This window comes from Streptomyces sp. NPDC004629 (genome assembly GCF_042873595.1).
GTDB lineage: Bacteria > Actinomycetota > Actinomycetes > Streptomycetales > Streptomycetaceae > Streptomyces.
In genome coordinates this window covers 58,887-76,124 of sequence record NZ_JBIALO010000010.1, presented here as the reverse complement: position 1 = coordinate 76,124, position 17,238 = coordinate 58,887, and the positions used below count along the sequence as shown (strand labels likewise).

General features: G+C 74.7%; 16 protein-coding genes. 3 read left to right on the top strand and 13 right to left on the bottom strand.

What is annotated here, in order from left to right:
- Positions 1-94: 94 nt before the first annotated feature.
- Entirely contained in the window at positions 95-661 is a 567-nt protein-coding gene (locus ACFYTE_RS16970) for a D-glycero-alpha-D-manno-heptose-1,7-bisphosphate 7-phosphatase (RefSeq protein ID WP_388710293.1), read from the bottom strand.
- 256 nt (positions 662-917) lie between these two features.
- Between ACFYTE_RS16970 and ACFYTE_RS16965 the strand changes: the two genes are divergently transcribed.
- A complete protein-coding gene (locus ACFYTE_RS16965; RefSeq protein WP_388710291.1) occupies positions 918-1,481 on the top strand; it encodes a hemerythrin domain-containing protein in 564 nt (187 codons plus the stop codon).
- A 73-nt stretch (positions 1,482-1,554) separates the two neighbouring features.
- On the opposite strand, the gene ACFYTE_RS16960 is transcribed toward ACFYTE_RS16965, so the two are convergent.
- The 12 genes from ACFYTE_RS16960 to ACFYTE_RS16905 form a co-directional block, all read right to left on the bottom strand.
- Positions 1,555-2,085: a hypothetical protein gene (locus ACFYTE_RS16960; protein WP_388710289.1), complete on the bottom strand. Its 531-nt coding sequence runs from the start codon at positions 2,083-2,085 to the stop codon at positions 1,555-1,557.
- Between the two features lie 260 nt (positions 2,086-2,345).
- On the bottom strand, positions 2,346-3,260 hold the full coding sequence (locus tag ACFYTE_RS16955; protein WP_388710287.1) for a glycosyltransferase family 2 protein: 915 nt from the start codon (positions 3,258-3,260) through the stop codon (positions 2,346-2,348).
- Entirely contained in the window at positions 3,257-4,207 is a 951-nt protein-coding gene (locus ACFYTE_RS16950) for a glycosyltransferase family 2 protein (RefSeq protein ID WP_388710285.1), read from the bottom strand. Before ACFYTE_RS16950 ends, ACFYTE_RS16955 begins: the two co-directional genes overlap by 4 nt.
- Positions 4,176-5,210, bottom strand: a complete 1,035-nt coding sequence (locus tag ACFYTE_RS16945; protein WP_388710283.1) for a glycosyltransferase family 9 protein — start codon at positions 5,208-5,210, stop codon at positions 4,176-4,178. Before ACFYTE_RS16945 ends, ACFYTE_RS16950 begins: the two co-directional genes overlap by 32 nt.
- Positions 5,207-6,658 (bottom strand): PfkB family carbohydrate kinase, encoded by a 1,452-nt coding sequence (locus tag ACFYTE_RS16940; protein WP_388710282.1) that lies wholly within the window; start codon positions 6,656-6,658, stop codon positions 5,207-5,209. Before ACFYTE_RS16940 ends, ACFYTE_RS16945 begins: the two co-directional genes overlap by 4 nt.
- Positions 6,655-7,290: an SIS domain-containing protein gene (locus tag ACFYTE_RS16935; protein ID WP_388710280.1), complete on the bottom strand. Its 636-nt coding sequence runs from the start codon at positions 7,288-7,290 to the stop codon at positions 6,655-6,657. Before ACFYTE_RS16935 ends, ACFYTE_RS16940 begins: the two co-directional genes overlap by 4 nt.
- Positions 7,287-8,525 carry a glycosyltransferase gene (locus ACFYTE_RS16930; RefSeq protein ID WP_388710278.1) on the bottom strand — a complete coding sequence of 413 codons (1,239 nt, stop codon included), beginning with the start codon at positions 8,523-8,525 and terminating at the stop codon, positions 7,287-7,289. Before ACFYTE_RS16930 ends, ACFYTE_RS16935 begins: the two co-directional genes overlap by 4 nt.
- Positions 8,522-9,484, bottom strand: coding sequence for a glycosyltransferase (locus ACFYTE_RS16925; protein WP_388710276.1), 963 nt, complete (start codon positions 9,482-9,484; stop codon positions 8,522-8,524). The genes ACFYTE_RS16930 and ACFYTE_RS16925 overlap by 4 nt, the downstream gene beginning before the upstream one ends.
- Entirely contained in the window at positions 9,481-10,488 is a 1,008-nt protein-coding gene (locus tag ACFYTE_RS16920; protein ID WP_388710274.1) for a glycosyltransferase family 9 protein, read from the bottom strand. The genes ACFYTE_RS16925 and ACFYTE_RS16920 overlap by 4 nt, the downstream gene beginning before the upstream one ends.
- A gap of 97 nt (positions 10,489-10,585) precedes the next feature.
- Complete coding sequence (locus ACFYTE_RS16915; protein WP_388710792.1) at positions 10,586-11,659, bottom strand: glycosyltransferase family 2 protein; 1,074 nt, start codon at positions 11,657-11,659, stop codon at positions 10,586-10,588.
- A complete protein-coding gene (locus ACFYTE_RS16910; RefSeq protein WP_388710273.1) occupies positions 11,659-13,293 on the bottom strand; it encodes a carbamoyltransferase in 1,635 nt (544 codons plus the stop codon). Before ACFYTE_RS16910 ends, ACFYTE_RS16915 begins: the two co-directional genes overlap by 1 nt.
- A 30-nt stretch (positions 13,294-13,323) precedes the next feature.
- A complete protein-coding gene (locus ACFYTE_RS16905) occupies positions 13,324-14,316 on the bottom strand; it encodes an NAD-dependent epimerase/dehydratase family protein (RefSeq protein WP_388710271.1) in 993 nt (330 codons plus the stop codon).
- Between the two features lie 851 nt (positions 14,317-15,167).
- Here ACFYTE_RS16905 and ACFYTE_RS16900 point away from each other — a divergent pair.
- The gene (locus tag ACFYTE_RS16900; RefSeq protein WP_388710269.1) at positions 15,168-16,439 is read left to right on the top strand and encodes an MFS transporter; all 1,272 of its coding nucleotides are present in this window, start codon (positions 15,168-15,170) and stop codon (positions 16,437-16,439) included.
- A 241-nt stretch (positions 16,440-16,680) separates the two neighbouring features.
- Complete coding sequence (locus ACFYTE_RS16895; RefSeq protein WP_388710267.1) at positions 16,681-17,229, top strand: type 1 glutamine amidotransferase domain-containing protein; 549 nt, start codon at positions 16,681-16,683, stop codon at positions 17,227-17,229.
- Positions 17,230-17,238 lie beyond the last annotated feature (9 nt).

The window sequence follows — 17,238 nt, the reverse complement described above, 5'->3', positions numbered from 1 at the left end:
CCAGCCCTGGCCCCCGGCACACGGAAGAGATGGGGTGCGGGCGGAAGACGAGGCGGCCGGATGCGGGACCGGCTGTGCCGGCTCGGCCGGCGTCTCACGTGTGCGCACCCCTGTTCTCCCTGAGCAGCCGGCACACCGCGGTCAGCAGGCCGGGGGCGGTGCAAGGTGCCGCGTCGACCTCCTCCGGAAGCGTCGCCGCCGTCGGCACCAGCACACCTCGCGCGCCCGCCGCCCGGGCGGCCTCCAGGTCGGCGGCGATGTCACCGATCACCACGCAGTCCGCGGGCGCCACGCCCAGCCGCCGGGCCGCCTCGGTCACGAGCCCCGGACGGGGCTTGCGGCAGGCGCAGCCGTCGCTGGGCGCGTGCGGGCAGTAGACCCAGGTGTCGAGTCCCCCGAGCAGGGCGTCGGCACGCGCGTTCACCCGGCGGACCGACGCGTGGGTGAGCAGCCCGCGGCCGATGCCCGACTGATTGCTGACGACGCCGGTGGCCAGGCCCGCCCTGCGCAGCAGGTCAAGGGCCGGCCGGGCACCGGGCAGCGGTCGGACCCGGTCCGGGTCGCCGTTGTACGGGATGTCCTCGACGAGGGTGCCGTCACGGTCGAAGAGCACGGCGGCCACCCGGTTCACGGCGCCCCTGTGGTCATGCGATCCGGGCAAGGTGCCTCCTGTTCTGCGTCTGTCGTGTGTCCACGCTGCGCTCACGGTTGCTCGGGCTGCTGCGGGTTCGAGACCGGACGCTCCCCTGCCGTGTCGGTCCGCGTGCGCAGGGGCGAGTTCCCCGAAAGGACACGTCCGACGCCGCGCAGGATCCGCGCGGCGACGACGGCAGGCGATCCGCGCGTGAGAACGCCCATGCCGGGGACTCGGGTGCTACAGCGGACGGACCGCTGGGCTGTGTCAGGAGGTGGACGACATGGGACACGGTGGAAACGTGATCGACGAACTCACCACCGATCACCGGGAGGTCGAGGAGATCTTCGGGAAGATCGAGGCGCTGGCGCCCGGTGACAAGAACCGGAAGCTGTACGCCGACCAGGCCACCATGGAGCTGGTCCGGCACTCGGTGGCCGAGGAGGCCTATCTCTACCCGGCTGTGCGCGAGCACATCGCGGGAGGTGACGCGCTGGCCGACAAGGAGATCGAGGACCACGCGAAGGCCGAACAGACCATGAAGGATCTGGAAGGTGTGGAGGCGGAGGACGCGGAGTTCGACCGGCTGGTGGGCGCGCTCATGAGCGAGATCCGCGCGCATGTCACCGACGAGGAGCAGAACCTCTTCCCGAAGCTGCGCGCCGCCTGCCCCGCCGACGCCCTGAACGATCTCGGGGACAAGGTGCGGCAGACGAAGCAGATCGCGCCGACCCGCCCTCACCCCTCCGCACCGGACAAGCCTCCGGTCAACAAACTGCTGGCGCCGGGCGTCGGTCTGGTCGACCGGCTCCGCGATGCGCTGACGGGCCGGGGCAAGCCCGACTGACCGGCCGCGCGGCCGAGGGCGGAGCCCCCGGCCGCCTGCCGGGTCCGCAGGGCCTGCCCGTGGATCGGGGCGCTCAGTTCATGGCCGCGCGCCCGCACTCGTCGAGCCGGGCGAGCAGTTGGGCGCGGTGCAGTTCGGCGACGGGGGCGAGCAGGTCGGGGTGTCTCAGTAGCGCTCCCGCACGCCGGTCGCCGTCGTCGGGGGTGCGCAGCCGCCGGAAGTCGACCCGTGCGGCGGCGGTGTGCTCTCCCCCGGCGAGCGCGTCCACGGCGCGCCCGGCCAGGTCCGGGTCGGCGAGGAAGCCGGCCGCCCAGCTGGCGACCACCTCGTCCACCCAGGTGCGCCAGGCCGTCTCGGCCGTCTCGGGGTCCTGCGCCGGGTCCGCGCCGGTGATCCAGTCGAGCCGCGACGAACCCCCGGGCCCGGCCATCGCGACCAGACCGGCGTCGAGCGCGGTGGGATACCGCAGCCATGCCGCCACGGTCACCGCCTGCCGCGCCTGTGCCTCGCACAGGGCCGAGGCGATCACGCCACCGTCCGGTGGAAAGGCGGTCAGCAGCCAGCGGGCCGTGGCCGCGATGAGCGGGGAGAGGTCTGCGAGCACTGCTTGCCGTCCCAGGGCCGAGGGGGAATGAGGGGGAACAAGAGGAAACAGGGGAAACAGGGGAAACAGGCGGGAACAGGCGGGAACAAGGGGGAAGAGGACAGGTCTGGGTGAAACGGTAGTCCGGGAAACGGCTGTGCAGGGACGGCCGCCGCCGGCTTCCTGCGTGGCTTTGGCCACACACACCCGCGACGAGCGCCCTCGGTGACCGCGGGTGTGTGACCGGTGTATGTGGGGTGAGCAGCCCGTTGCCCGGCTGCTCACCCCACATACTTGCGCGCGGTCGAGTCGTGTCGGGCCCGCTCCAAGGTGGCCAGCCGTTCTTCCAGGGCCGGCGGGACCGGGGCACGCGCCCTGAGGACCCAGGGCAGCCCGCCCGCCGCGCGGGCGAAGGCGCGGAGCGAGGCCGTGTCGCGGGGCACGGTGAGCATCAGCTCGGCCGTGCGGCGCAGCGCGGGCAGCAGCGGGCGGCGCAGCCAGGTGAACCACAGGGTGTTGCGCAGGCCGGTGATGCGCCGTTCCGTGCCGTCCCGCAGCGCCGAGGCCTGGTGATGGACGGTCAGCTCTTCGGCGTAGCTCAGCCACCAGCCGTCCCGCTGCAGATCGGTGGCGAGCAGTTCCTCCTCGCCGCCCAGCCACAGTCCTGGGTGGAAGCCGTCGGCGGACCGGAAGGCGTCGGTGCGCAGCACGGTGGCGGCCGCGAGGAACGAGCCCAGGGCCGGCCCCGGCAGCCAGTCGGGTCCCGACAGCGGCGAGCCGCGCAGCTCCGGTACGACGGGGTCCTCGGTACCGGCGGGCTCGACGACGATACGGGCGGTGACGGCCGCGAGCCGGGGCCGCGGGTCGAGCAGGTCCGCCGCCCGCCGCAGACTGCCCGGCTCCCACCAGGTGTCGTCGTCGCAGAAGGCGACGTAGGGCGTGCGGACGTGGCGCACCGCGAGATTGCGTCCCACGGCGCCCAGATTGCGGCCGGGGCACAGCAGCCGGACGTCGGGGAAGGCGCGCCGGACCGCTTCGGCCGTGCCGTCGGTCGAGGCGTTGTCGGTGACGATCAGCGCGGGCCGCTCGGGCAGCCGTCGCATCAGCTCCAGCGTGCGCAGCAGTTCGGCGCGCCGGTTGTGGGTGATCACCACGACGCTCGTACGGCCGTCGGGCGCGTCGGTGTGCGTGCTCATGGCGGTCCTGCCCTGCGCGTCCGCTGGGTCGCGGCGCCGTCCAGCAGCCGGGCCGCCCGCTCGACGTCCGGTGGCAGCCGGCGGCGCCGGCCGAGCGCGGCCGGCAGCCGCACGAGCAGGGCCCCGAGGGCGCGCCGGGCGCCGGGGCGTGCGGCGGCCGCGTCCTGGGCGAGGCGCGCGCTTCCCTGCAGGGCCACCGGGAGGGGGCGGCGCAGCCACAGGGTGAGGACTTCGTTGCGGCGCACCAGGTGGTTGCGGTCGGCGCGGCCCGACGGGGCGGGATGGTGACGGGCCGTCAGGGACGGCTCGTAGGTGACGCCCCAGCCACCGGCCGCGAGATCGTAGGCGAGCAGGGTCTCCTCCGCGCCGAAGAAGAGCAGCGGGTGGTAGCCGCCCGCGGTGAGGAAGGCGTCACGGCGCGCGATGCAGGCGCAGCCGAGGAAGCCCAGGACCGGCCGGCCGGGCAGGTCGGGCCGGCCGGGCAGGGGGGAGGCGGCGAGGACGGCGTTGAGCGGGTCCTCCGTGGACCGGGGGCCGACGAGGGTGCGGGCCGCCAGCAGACCGAGGCGTGGGTGGGCGTCGAGCAGGTCGGCGGCTCGGCGCAGTGTGCCCGGCGTCCACCAGGAGTCGTCGTCGCTGAAGGCGACGTAGGCAGTCGTGGCGTGCCGTACGGCGAGGTTGCGCCCCAGGGCCCCGGTGTTCCTGCCTGGGCTGAGCACGCGGGTGGCCGCCGGGTGCCGGCGCAGCGCCCGCAGCGTCGCGTCGTCGGAACCGTTGTCGACGACGATGACCGCGGGGCGTTCCGGGAGTGCGCCGAGGTGGTCGAGGGTGCGCAGCACGCTGGCGCACCGGTCGCGGGTGATCACCGCGACCGTGATGCGGCCGTCCGGGACGCCGGTCGCGGTGGACTGCTGTTCAGGGACGGGCCGGGGGAACACGGGCCTCATCTCCGTTCCGTGGTCGCATGGCCGGTGCCGGCCGACTGGCAGGGCCGGGGCGCAACAGGGTGTGGGCCGCCTCGGTGACCTCGTCCGTTCCGATCCGCAGGAGCTGAGGGTCGGGTGTGTCGCCGTGCGGATCGCCGGGCGGTCCGGGTTTCCACAGGGCGCGGTGGCGCGGGCCGGGCGGTGGCCCCCACAGGCGCGGCGGGACCGGCCCGAACAACGTCACGGACGGCGCGTCGTGCGCCACCGCGAGGTGGGCGAGGCCGGTGTCGCCGCTGATGACCAGCGCGGCGCGGGCGACGAGTGCCGACAGTTCACCGAACGGCAGTCCGCCGCGCAGCACGTCCCGGTCCGGTAGCCGCGCGCGCCCGGCGACGTCCAGCACCAGGGCGTCCTCCGCGGGGCCGCCGGTGACGACGACGCGATGGCCGTGGGCCCGCAGGCGCCGGGCCACCTCGGCGAAGCACGGGGCCGGCCAGCGGCGTGCGGCGGACTGCGCGCCGGGGTGGACGACGACCGCGCCGGGCGCCGCGGAGGCCGCCTGCGGGGTCGGCAGCCGCAGGTCGTCGCGGTGGGCGGGGATGCCGTACGCCCCGAGGAAGCGGCACCAGCGTTCCCGCTCGTGTTCGTCCCATCGCCACACCGGCGGCCGGCCGGTGACCGGGTCCTCGTGTGCGTGGGCCAGCAGCCGGCGCGGTGCGAGGGCGGCCAGTACGTCGCGGCTCTCGGTCCCGTTGCCGTGCAGGTCGATCGCCACGTCCGGGGGTGGTCCCGGCCAGTGGTCCAGCCGCGGCACGGCCCTGTCGGGTGCCTCGGCCGGCAGGATCCCGTCGACGGCGCCGGTGGCCAGTGCGGCCTCGGTGAGGGCCGCGGGCAGCGCGAGGACGATCCGGTGCCGCAAAAAGGCCCGGCGCACACCGCGCAGCGCCGGTACTCCGGTGAGCAGGTCGCCCAGTCCCAGCGCGCGCAGCACCAGCACCCGCGGCGCATCCGGTGCGGCGGTCACCGCCTCGTCCGTCCCGGCGCCGCGGCCCTGGCGAGGCCCGCGGGGCGGGGGGAGAGGGCGGCCCGCCGTGCGATGCCGGTGGTGGATCGTCCGTCGAGGTAGGGGAAGAGCACGACCTGGCCGCCCCAGCTCGCCACCAGCGACGCCTCCGGCATCGGGGCGCGGGCGTAGTCGCCGCCCTTGGCCCAGATGTGCGGGCGCAGCTCGCCGAGCAGCCGCTCCGGTGTGTCCTCCTCGAACACGGCGACCGCGTCGACGCATTCGAGGGCGCGCAGCACCCGGACGCGGTCGGCCACCGGAACGAGCGGTCGGCCGCCGCCCTTGCGCCGGCGCACCGACGTGTCCGAGTTCACGCACACGATCAGGCAGTCCCCGGCGCGCCGGGCAGCCTGCAGCAGGGCGACGTGACCCGCGTGCAGCAGGTCGAAGCAGCCGCCCGCGGCGACGACCGTCCCGCCCGCGGCCCGTACCCGGTCGGCCGTGCGCACGGCGTCGTCGTCCGGCTCGTGTCCGGTCGCGCGGGATGCCTGCTCGTCGGGGAGGACTTCGGTGCCGAGCGAGCGGACGCCGCCCTCCATGACGTACCGGGTGGCGGCGTGCACGGCCGCGCGCACGGCGTTCTCGGTCAGCTCGCCGTCGGCCAGCAGCCCGGCGGCCGTCGCCGCGAACCGGTCCCCGGCGCCGCAGGCGTCGCCCTCGGACGTGACCGGCGAGGGCACCATCAGCGGTGTCCCGCCGTGCGACAGCAGCGCGCCGCGTCCGCCCAGCGTCACGGTCACCGCGGCGGCCCGCCAGGCCGCGACGAGCAGCGCGGCGTCGTGCGCGCTGGTGCGCAGTTCGCTGCCCGCCGCGGGTTCCCGGGCGTCGTCGAGGCTGGCGGCGAAGGCACGTGCCTCGCCCGCGGACGGGGTGACGATGCGGGCGCCGGGCACCGGCGGTGCGCCCCGCGGATGCGGATCCCAGACGAGGGGCAGCCGGGCGGCCGCCCGGGTCAGCGCGGAGCGCAGCGTGTCGGCGGTGCCGCGGCCGTAGTCGGCGACGAGGACGGCCCCGGCCGCGTTCAGCTCTTCGCGTGCCTCGTCCGTGGCGTGCAGGGCGCGTCCGTCCCCGTCGTCCATGCGCAGCAGCGGCCTGCCCTGCGCGAGCACCCGGGTCTTGCTGGACAGTTCACCGCGTAGCGGCAGCCGTACCAGCCGGACCCGGCCGGCCAGCAGCCGGCGCAGGGTGTCGCTGGCCGCATCGTCGCCCAGCGCGGTGACGAGGGTGACGGGCCGGCCGTCAAGAGCGGCGAGGCAGGCGGCGAGCGCCGCGCCGCCGGGGCGGCTGGTGCGCCGGACGCCGCTGACGACGGGCACGGGCGCGTCGGGTGCGAGGCGCTCGGCGCGGCCGGTGAGGTCGTGGTCGAGCAGGGCGTCCCCGACGACGAGCAGCGGGCCTGGCGTGGTCATCCGGCGGCCCTCCCCGCGCCGGCCGGCCGCCTGCCGGTGTGGTGGCGCCGTTGCGCGTCGGTGTGCCGGCGCACCGCCGGGTCGAAGGACTCGCAGAGCATGTGGACGGCCACGAGGTGCAGTTCCTGGACCGTGGCGGCGCTCGTCGCGGACACGCTCAGCGCCTCGTCGGCGGCGGCCCGCAGGGGGTTGGGGGCCGGGCCGGTCAGCGCCCAGACCGTCATGCCGACACGGTGCGCCTCGGTCGCCGCGACGAGCAGGTTGGCGCTGGCGCCGCTGGTGGACAGGAGGATCAGGACGTCGCGGGGCCGCCCGTGCGCGGCGACCTGCCGGGCGAAGATCTCCTGGACCCCGTAGTCGTTGGCGATCGCCGTGGTGGCGGAGGTGTCGGTGTGCAGGGCGAGCGCGGAGAACGCGGGGCGGTCCTCGCGGTAGCGGCCGACCAGTTCGGCCGTCAGGTGCTGGGCCTGGGCCGCGCTGCCGCCGTTGCCCGCGGCCAGCAGCCGCGCGCCGTCGCCGAGACGGCCGGCGAGGACGGTACCCCACCGCTGAAGCAGCGGAGCGTCCGCACGGAACCCTTCGAGGGCCTTCATCAGGTCGTCGCAGTGCGTGACGTCGGTGACGGGTTTCATCGGACGACTCCCGAGAGCGAGGGGACACTCGACACGGCGCTGTAGACGCGGGTCACCGCGTCGGCGACCCGGTCCCACGTGTAGTGGTCGAGCACCCGCCGCCGTCCGCGGGCGCCGTACTCGGCGAGCAGGTCCCGGTCGTCGAGCAGGCCGCGGACCGTCGTGCCGATGGCGTGGTCGGCGCTCTCGGGCGGCACCAGGACGCCGGTGCGGCCGTCCACGACCGTGTCGAGCTGTCCGCCGACCGCGGTGGCGACCACGGGGGTGCCGCAGGCCATGGCCTCGACCGGGACGATGCCGAACGGTTCGTAGCGGGGCAGCGACAGCACGAGGTCCGCGCTGGAGATCAGCCCCGGCATGTGTGCGCGGCTCACCCCGCCGAGCAGCGCCAGGCGGTCGCTGACCCGGAACTCGACGGCGAGGGCCCACAGGCGCTCCGCCTCCGGTTCGGCGCGCAGCAGGGCGCGCTGGGGTCCGCCGGCGATCAGCAACTGGGCGTCGGGTACGGCCGCCAGGGCGCGGATGGCGCGGTCGAAGCCCTTGCGTGGGACGAGGCGGCCGATCGCGAGCAGTCGCCGGGGCCCGGTGCCGTGCTCGCGCGCGCCGGGCACCGGCGCGAAAAGCCCGGGGTCGACACCGCAGGGGACGACGGTGACGTGCCGCCGGGGCAGGCCCATCGCGTCGAGTTCCGCCACCTCGTCCGCGCAGGTGGCGATGATCGCGCTGCACTCGCGGCCCACGGCCGTCTCGATCGCGTTGCGCTCGGGCGGGCTGGTGTCGGCGGCGCCCTGGTGCCGCTTCTTCACGGTGCCGAGGGCGTGGTAGGTCTGGATCACCGGCAGCCCGAGGGAGCGCGCGCCGGCCAGCGCGGCCAGGCCCGACATCCAGAAGTGCGCATGCACCACATCGGGTGGTCCTGCTGCCCATTCGCGGGCCAGCCACTGGCTGAACTCCTCCATGTAGGGCAGCAGTTCGTCCTTGGGTATGGGGGCAGGCGGGCCGGCGGGCACATGGACGACCCGTACGCCGTCCGACGTGGTCACCCGCTCCGGGAACCCGGGACCGTCGCGGCGTGTGTACACCACGACCTCGTGGCCCCGCCGGGTCAGCTGCGCCGCGAGCTGGGCCACGTAGACGTTCTGGCCGCCCGCGTCCGGTCCGCCGAGCTGGGCCAGCGGACTGGCGTGCTCGGAGACCATGGCGACGCGCCCGGCCGCGGAGTAGCTGTGGCTCATCGTGTGACCTCCTTGATCAGGCGTTCCCAGTCGTCCCGGAAACGTCGTTCTCCGTAGCGGGCCCGCACCGCCGCCCGGGCTGCCTCCCCTGCCGTCCGGGCGTCCTCGGCGTCGGCGAGGAAGCCGCGGACGGCGTCCCGCAGGATGTCGAACCGGTTCGAGACGACGCCTGCTCCGTCGGGTACGGCCTCGCGGACCTCGGTCGTGGCCAGCGCCACCACCGGCATCCCCAGGAACATCGCCTCCAGCAGGGACAGCCCCAGGGAGGTCCAGCGGATCGGGTGGAGGTAGAGACGGCAGCGGGCCATCGCCGCGTGCAGAGCGGACTGGGACAGATCCCGGGCCCGGCAGCGTTCGAGTGGCAGTCCGAGGTGGCCTGCGAGGGTGTCGGTGCGCATGCCGAAGACGTCCAGGGGTGCCCAGTCGGCGAACCGGGGCAGCAGGTCCGTTCCGGTGGTACGGCCGCGCCGCAGCGGCTCGTTGACGACGACGGCGGCGCGCCGCTCCCGGCCGGTCCACAGGTGGCCCGGGTCGATGATGCCGTGCTCGATCACCGTGGTCGGTGCCCTGCCGTTGTCCCACATCAGGTGGTTGAAGTGGGTGACGTGCACGAGCGTGACGTCGCGGCGGCCGGCCAGCGGGTGGCGGGTGTCCGCGGGTGTCTCGTGCGGGCTGTTGTGTTCGACGTACACGGCGGGCACGTCGATGCCCGGGCGGCGGCCGGTCCAGCGCCGGGCCAGGTCGGTCTCGTGCGGCCGTTGCAGCACCATGAGGTCGATGTCGGCCTGCCGCAGCTGCTCGGGTGTCAGTTCGCGGACGGATGCCGGCCACTGCCAGGTGCGGGCCCGCCCGAGCCCGTCGGGGCCGCGGTCCGGGGTCACCGGGACGAGGAAGGTGTGGGGCCCCTGCACGAACGAGGTGAGCCATGAGCCGTGCACATGCCAGACAAGGATGTTCATCCGCCCTCCTGGAGGAGTTTGTGCACCGCGCGCACCACGTCCTGGGCCGTGACCTCGTCCAGGCACGGATGACCGGGCACGGGGCAGCTGCGGGCGCGGCTGTCCGCGCAGGGCGCCGTCTGGTCGCCGAGGAGGATGCTCGGCACCCCGTAGGGGGCCCAGCGGTCGGCCGGGACGACGGGCGCGAACAGGGACACGACCGGTGTCCCCACGGCGGCGGCGAGGTGGGCCGGGCCGGTGTTGCCGCTGACCACGACGTCGGCCAGGCACAGCACGCCGGCCAGGGTGCGGTGGTCGGTCCGGCCGCCGAGGTCGACGGCGGTGTGGCCGCTCACCTCCCGGGTGAGTTCCCGCTCGCCGGGGCCGCCGGTGACGACGACGCGGTGTCCCGCATCGGTGAGCAGGTCGACGGCCTCGGCGCAGCGCTCGGGGTGCCAGGTGCGGGCGGGCGCGCTCGCGCCGGGGTGGACGACGAGGTAGGGGCCGTTGCCGGTCAGGGCCGCGGTGTCGGGCGGGGGCAGGACGCGCAGCCGCCCGTCGTCGCCCGGGTGCGGCAGGAAGCCCATGGCGGCGGCGGTGTCGAGCGCCGCCTGCGCCTCGTGCCGGCCGGGCGGACGCCGGTGCCGTACGTCGAGGAGCCGCCCGGGGTGGTCGACGCTTTCGGCGCCGATCCGCCCGACGCCCGCCAGTCGCAGCAGCAGCGCGGTGGGCAGGGGGCTCTGGTGGAACGAGGTGAGGATGAGCGCGGTGTCGAAGGCGGCGTCCGTCAGGCACCGGATCAGGCCGTCGACGTCCGCCTCGGCGACGGCGGGCGGATCGAAGCCCTCCCACGGCGCGGCCCACACGATCACGTCGTCGACGCCGGGGAGCAGCCGGGCGGCGGGGTCCCCGCTCGGGCCGCACAGCATCGTCACGTGCGAGCTGTGCGCGGCGACGGCCCGGACCGCGGGCCCGGCGAGCAGCACGTCACCGAAGCTGTCGAGACGGACGACCAGAACCTTCACGACGCGTCACCTCGCACGCCGCCACGGAGGAACGGCACGACCGCGGGCACACGAGCCACACCACACACGGTGGAACTCCGGGCGGCGGCGCGGCGCGTCATGGTGTGCCTCCGAACGGCGTGGCCCGTCGGGCGGTCGGTGCCGGTGCCCGCTTCGACGGCATTGGCCGCAGGGGCACGGCTGCCCGGTGCCGTACCAGACCGGTGAGCCAGTGGCCAACCGCCAGCGGCGGGATGACGACGCTGGTGGCGAGCATGGTGGCGACCTCCGGTGCGGTGCGCGGTCCGGGCAGGACGCGGGCGAGGGCGAACTCGCCGGTGCCGAGCGCCCACAGGGCGGCGCCGGCCCGGGCGGCGCGCGGCCGGCCGGTCAGGGCGAGCGCGGGCGCCGCGAGGGCCATGGCCGTGACCAGCGCGTGCCGGGGCAGCCGGCCGCGCGGTGCCCGGGCGCGGTGCCACCAGTCGCGGCCGTGCAGACGGCTCATCAGCGCGTCGTCCGCGTTGCCGCGTTGGGCCCGTACCGACACCCACCGGTCGGCGTCCCGCACCGGGTGGCGGGTAATGCGCCGCCCGCGGCACAGGGACCAGCCCGCGTCCGAAACCCGCAGGGCGAGGTCGGCGTCCTCCCGGAACGCGCGGCGGAACCGCTCGTCAAAGCCCTGGACCTCGGCCAGTACCGCCGTGCGGTAGGCCATGTCGGCGGTGGCCCAGGCCGCATGTTCCAGACCCGCGGTGCCCCGTTCCCAGTCGGTGGGCCTGCGGTCCGGGTCGAGCGGGACCCGCAGGCGTCCCTGCACCCCGCCGGTGGTCGCGGCGGCCGCGCTGAGGTCTTCGGCGAGCCGGCGGGACCAGTCGGGCAGCACCTGGACGTCGTCGTCCAGGAAGACGGTCCAGGGCGCGCGCACCGTGCGCCACCCGGCGTTGCGGGCAGCCGCCGGACCTCGTCCGCCCGTGCGCAGCGTGCGGGTACGGTCCCGCAGGACGCCCGCCGCTTCCAAGGGCAGCGGCGTGGCGGGGTCCGTGCGGTCGTCGACGAGGACCACCTCCTCGGGTGGACGGCCGTCGGCCGCGGCGAGCGCGCGCAGGCACGCGGTGAGGCAGTCACGCCCGATCGTGGGGACGACGACGGCGTAGGCGGGGACGCCGTGCCCCCGCACACCGGGGCCGCACATCATGCGAACACCTTCTTCCGGCGCACGGCGAACGGACCGAGCGCCAACAGGTCGACGGGGGCGGAGCCGAAACACTCAAGGGCGTCGCGCGGGTCGTCCACCATGGGCCGCCCGGCGGTGTTGAGGCTGGTGTTGACCACCACGGGCAGCCCGGTACGGCGCTCGAAGCCGTCGATCATCCGGGCCACCAGCGGCTCGCTGGCGCGGTCCACGGTCTGGATCCGGGCCGTGCCGTCCACGTGCACGACCGCGGGGATGCGCGCGCGCCACTCGGCGGCCACGTCGTGCACGAACAGCATGTACGGGCTGGGCAGGGGGCCGTCGAAGAGTTCCGCGGCCCGTTCGGCCGACACCATCGGGGCGACGGGGCGGAACTCCTCACGTCCCTTGACCGCGTTGAGCCGTTCCAGGTTTTCGGCGCGGCCGGGATGGGCCAGCAGCGAGCGATGCCCGAGCGCCCGGGGGCCGTATTCGCTGCGGCCCTGGAACCAGGCCACGATGCCGTCGCGGGCGAGTTCTTCGGCGACGGTCTCCGCGATGTCCTCGGGTTCCTCGTAGGGTACGGCCGCACGCTCCAGCCAGGCGCGCAGTTCGGCGTCGTGCCAGCCGCGTCCGAGGGCGGCGGACGGCATGGCCTCCACGGCTTCTTTCTGGTGGGCGACGTGCAGCGCGGCGCCGAGGGCGGTTCCCGCGTCCCCGGCGGCGGGCTGCACCCAGATGTATGTGAACGGGCCGTCCCGGTACAGCCGGGTGTTGGCCACGCAGTTGAGTGCCACGCCGCCCGCCAGGGTCAGCGCGTCCTCGCCGGTGTGCTCGCGCAGCCACCGAGCAAGGCCCAGCAGGACCTCTTCCAGACACACCTGGGCGCTGGCCGCCGCGTCGGCGTGGTCCTGTGTCCAGGCGCCGCCCGGGGCGCGGGGCGGCACGAGGGACGCCCAGGGCACGGGGCGGGCCCGAAAGCCCCCGTCGGCGTCCGGGTGGACATAGCCGCGCAGCCGGTCGAGGAAGCGCGGCTCGCCGTGGGAGGCGAGGGCCATCACCTTGAACTCGTCGCTGCTGCGCAGGAATCCGAGGTGCTGGGTGAGGTCTTCGTAGAACAGGCCCAGCGAGTCGGGCAGCGACTGCGAACGCAGCACGCTCAGTTCACGGTTGACATAGCGGCCGGCGAGATGGGAACCGCATTCGCCGCGGCCGTCCAGCACCAGCACGGCGCAGTCCGGATGCGGGGATGCCTGGCCGGCGGAGGCGGCGTGGGCGACGTGGTGCGCGACGAAGCGGACCTTGTCCGGATCGAGTCCGGGCAGCGCCTCGGCGAGGAAGTCCGGTGCCCGGCGGGCGTAGTCCTGCCGCAGGTGGTCCCAGGGGTCGTCCAGTCCCATCAGGCCGGCCGGGCGGGCGAGTTCGGGGTCGTAGGAGTAGGCGACCGCGTCGAGGTCCGACGGGGTCAGGCCGGCGTGGTCCAGGCACCAGCGGGCGGACAGTTCGGGCAGTTCCCAGGCGGAGAACGGGATCGGCCGCTTGCCGTGCTTGCGCCGGCTGAAGCGTTCCTCCTCCGCCGCCGCCACGATCCGGCCGTCGACCACGAGTGCGGCGGCGGGGTCGTGGAAGAGGGCGTTGATTCCCAGAACACGCATGGTGCCTCCGTCGGGGCATGGGGGGGCGCCTCACACCTGCGGGGCCGGCTCGGGCACCGGCCGCGCCGCGAAGTGGGCGATGGTCTGCTTGATGCCCTCCTCCCAGGGCACCCGGGGCGTCCAGCCCAGCAGTTCGCGGGCCAGCGCAGTGTCCGGGCGGCGCCGCTGCGGGTCGTCGGCGGGGCGGTCGACGAACTCGATACGGGAGGAGGAACCCGCCAGTTCCACGATGCGCGAGGCGATCTCCCGCACGGTCACCTCGTCGGTGCCGCCGAGGTTGACGGGGCGTACCGACCGGCTGGCGGCCACCAGCAGGATGCCGTCCACGATGTCGTCGACGTAGCACAGGGAACGGGTCTGGCTGCCGTCCCCGGCCACGGTCAGCGATTGACCGGCCAGGGCCTGGCAGACGAAGGTGGGCACGGCACGGCCGTCGTGTGCCCGCATGCGCGGCCCATAGGTGTTGAACAGGCGCACGATTCCCGCGTCGGCGTCCTTGGTGCGCACATGCGCGGTGACCAGTGCCTCGGCGAAACGTTTCGACTCGTCGTAGACACTGCGCGGGCCGACCGGGTTGACGTTGCCCCAGTAGTCCTCGCGCTGGGGATGCACCAGGGGGTCGCCGTAGACCTCGGACGTCGAGGCGAGCAGGAACCGCGCGCCGTCCCGCTCGGCGAGGGCCAGCATGGCGCGGGTGCCCAGACTGCCTGCGTCGAGGGTTTCGAGGGGCAGCCGCAGATAGTCGGCGGGCGAGGCGGGACAGGCGAAGTGCAGGACCAGGTCGTACGGTCCGGCCAGCCGCCCGGTGGCATCGGGCGCGCAGACGTCGCACTCCACGAACCGGAAGCCCGGGCGGCCCTGGAGGTGCGCGACATTCGCGCGCGCTCCGGACAACAGGTTGTCGGCGCAGTCGACTTCGGTTCCCGCGTTCAGCAACTGCTCGCACAGGTGGCTGCCGATGAACCCGGCACCGCCGGTCACCAGGGCATGTCGCCAGGTGGCACACGTCGTCGTATCAGTCATAAGGCGTCCTTTGGCCGCGTCGCGGTGCAGGAAGGCCACGCTGCCCTCACCGTCCGGCGGGGAAGAGAAACATGTTTGTGCGAAAGTGAAAGTTCCGGCCGGTGTGCACTCGCGAGTGTCAGCGTGCCCCGGGTCCGCCGCTGTGCGGACGGCACTGCCACTGGGTTCCCCCGGGCAGTAGTTTTCACACGTTGATTCCTAATGTCCCACTTCCTCGGTGTGCTCGCGCCTTCTGCGCGCCGGAGCCCGCGCGTCCGGACGACCGCATGGACCGCACACCCGGGCCCAAGCGGCGTGACGGCGCGACGCCATCTGATTCCCGGCCCCTGGTTTTCCCCGTGTCATCCGGCAGTTGCCCGCCGGCACCGCCGGGGCCGGCAGCCCCGCGTGCACAACGCGTGACCGGGCCCGCCCCAGGTCCCGCCGCGCCCCGCTGACCAGGGCGGACACAGTTGGTTTCAACTGGTGAACGCTACTGGCCGGGTGCGCCTGTGAGCAAACACACTCATACCCCAAGTGCGGCGCAGCCGCGCACAGTTGGGCCGAGCCGCGGCGGCATCCGCGGCACGGGAACGGTCGGCCGCGGCACCGCTCTGCCACGATGGTCCGAGCCGTGACCGACTCGGTGGACGCTGCACACGCAGCGCGGCCGGGCTGTTCGGCTGCACCGGTCGGGCCGCTCGGCTCCGCCCGGCCCCTGTCGCTGACTCCCCGTCGTCATCGAGTACCGGACCGTGTCTTCTCCCCCTTCCCCGCCTTCCCCGCCTTCCCCGCCCTCTTCCATGCCCGAAACCGCCACCTCGCGCACCGGAGCCTCGCATTCGCCCTGGCGGTCGCTGAGGCACCGCAGCATGCGCTGGTGGTCCGTCGCCAACCTCGTGTCGAACGTCGGCACCTGGATGCAGCTCACGGTGCAGAACCTGCTCGTCCTGCAGATCACCGGATCGGCCGCCGCGACGGGCCTGTCCATGTCCGTGCAGGCCGCGCCCGCACTGCTCATGAGCGTGCTCGGCGGCGCCGCCGTCGACCGGTGGCCACGCCGGCTGACGGTCGCCGTCAGCCAGGCCCTGCTCGGCACGGTGGCGTTCGCGACGGCCGTGCTCGTGGCCCTGGACCGGCTCGACCTGCCGTCCCTGCTCGTGCTCGCCGCCCTGACCGGCATCATCGCCACCGTCGACGGACCGGCCTGCGCCCTGCTCGGCAACGATCTCGTGCCCGCGGGGGACGTGCCCTCGGCCATCGGCGTGGGCGCCCTGGTGCACAGCGCGGGCCGGCTGCTCGGCACGGCGCTGGCCGGCGTGACCGTCGGCTTCCTCGGCACGGCCGCCGCCTACGCCGCCAACGGGCTGTCGTTCCTGTTCGTGACCGCGGTGGTGCCGCTGCTGCGCCCCGCGTACGGCAGATCGGCGCGTACCGTGCCGAAGGATGCGCCCGCCGTGCGCAGCGACCCGGCCGACCGGGACATGACCGTGCGCCAGGGGCTCGCCCACTTCGCGCGGCGGCCACGACTGGTCGCGCTCGCCTGCGTCACCGGCATCAGCTCGGTCCTCGGCCGCAACTACGGGCTCACCCTGGCCGTGCTCGTCACCGGGCCGCTCGCGGGCGGTGCGGGGGCGTTCGGCACCGTGTCCACCGTGCTCGCCGTGGGCGGCGCCCTCGGTGCCGTCCTCGGCGCCCGGACCCGCCGGCCCTCGGTCCGGCTCGTCGGCACGCTGGCCGCGACCGGCGGACTGCTCCAGGTGGCGGCCGGGCTGTCGCCCTCGCTGGCCGTGCTGCTGGTGCTGGTCCTGCCGATGGCCGTGGTGGAGTCCGCCTCCGACACGGCGGGCACGGCCGTGCTGCAGACCGACCCGCCCGCCCATCTGCGGGGCCGGGTGCTCGGCGTCTGGAGCAGCATCGGCACGGTGTGGAGCCTCGGCGGCCCGCCCGCGCTCGGCCTGCTGATGGAGGTCTCCGGTGCGCGCGGCGCCCTGATCGTCGGCGGCCTGCTCATCGCCGGAACGATCACGGCCGGCCGCGTCCTGCGGGCGCGCCGGCTGCCGGCTCCGGTGCCGCGGGCGGTGCAAGGAGACGCAGGGGATGCAGGCGTACCGGAGCGGGAGGCGTTGCGGGCGGCCGCGTGACGGTGGCACGGGGCGGCGCCGGAACGGGTGTCCCCGCGGCGGGGACACCCGTGACGGCGCCGCAGCGGCCGGCGACCGGCCACGCCCGCCAGGGCGCATAGGTGCGATGCCGGTGGGTACTCCGGGCGGCGTCACACCGGCGTCGCGCGAGCGCGCCGAATCCAAGGGAGGCAACCGGCGGCAACCGCCGCAGGGCACACCTTCGCCGCGGCGTACGGCCGACGAAAGGACGATCACCATCATGCGCATCGCGTTTTTGACCGCACCCGAAGGCGTGGAGCAGGTCGAGTTCACCGAACCCTGGAAGGCCGTGACCGACGCGGGCCACGAGCCCGTACTGGTGTCGACGCGGCCGGGCGAGGTGCAGGCCTTCCACCATCTCGACAGGGCGGACACCTTTCCCGTGGACGAGGTCGTGGACCCCGCATCGGCCGGCTCCTTCGACGCGCTGGTGCTGCCGGGCGGCGTCGCCAACCCCGACCAGTTGCGGCTGAGTGAGCCGGCCCTGTCGTTCGTGAAGGACTTCTTCCGGCGGGGCCGCCCGGTCGCCGCGATCTGTCACGCCCCGTGGATGCTGGTCGAGGCCGACGTCGTGCGGGGGCGGACGCTGACCTCCTGGCCGAGCCTGCGCACCGACATCCGCAACGCGGGCGGCACCTGGGTCGACGAGCAGGTACAGGTCTGCGACCACGGCCCCGGCAAGCTCGTCACGAGCCGCAAGCCGGACGACCTGAAGGCGTTCTGCGAGACGTTCCTGGACGTGTTCGCCGAGCAGACCGCGACCGCGTGACGGGGTGCC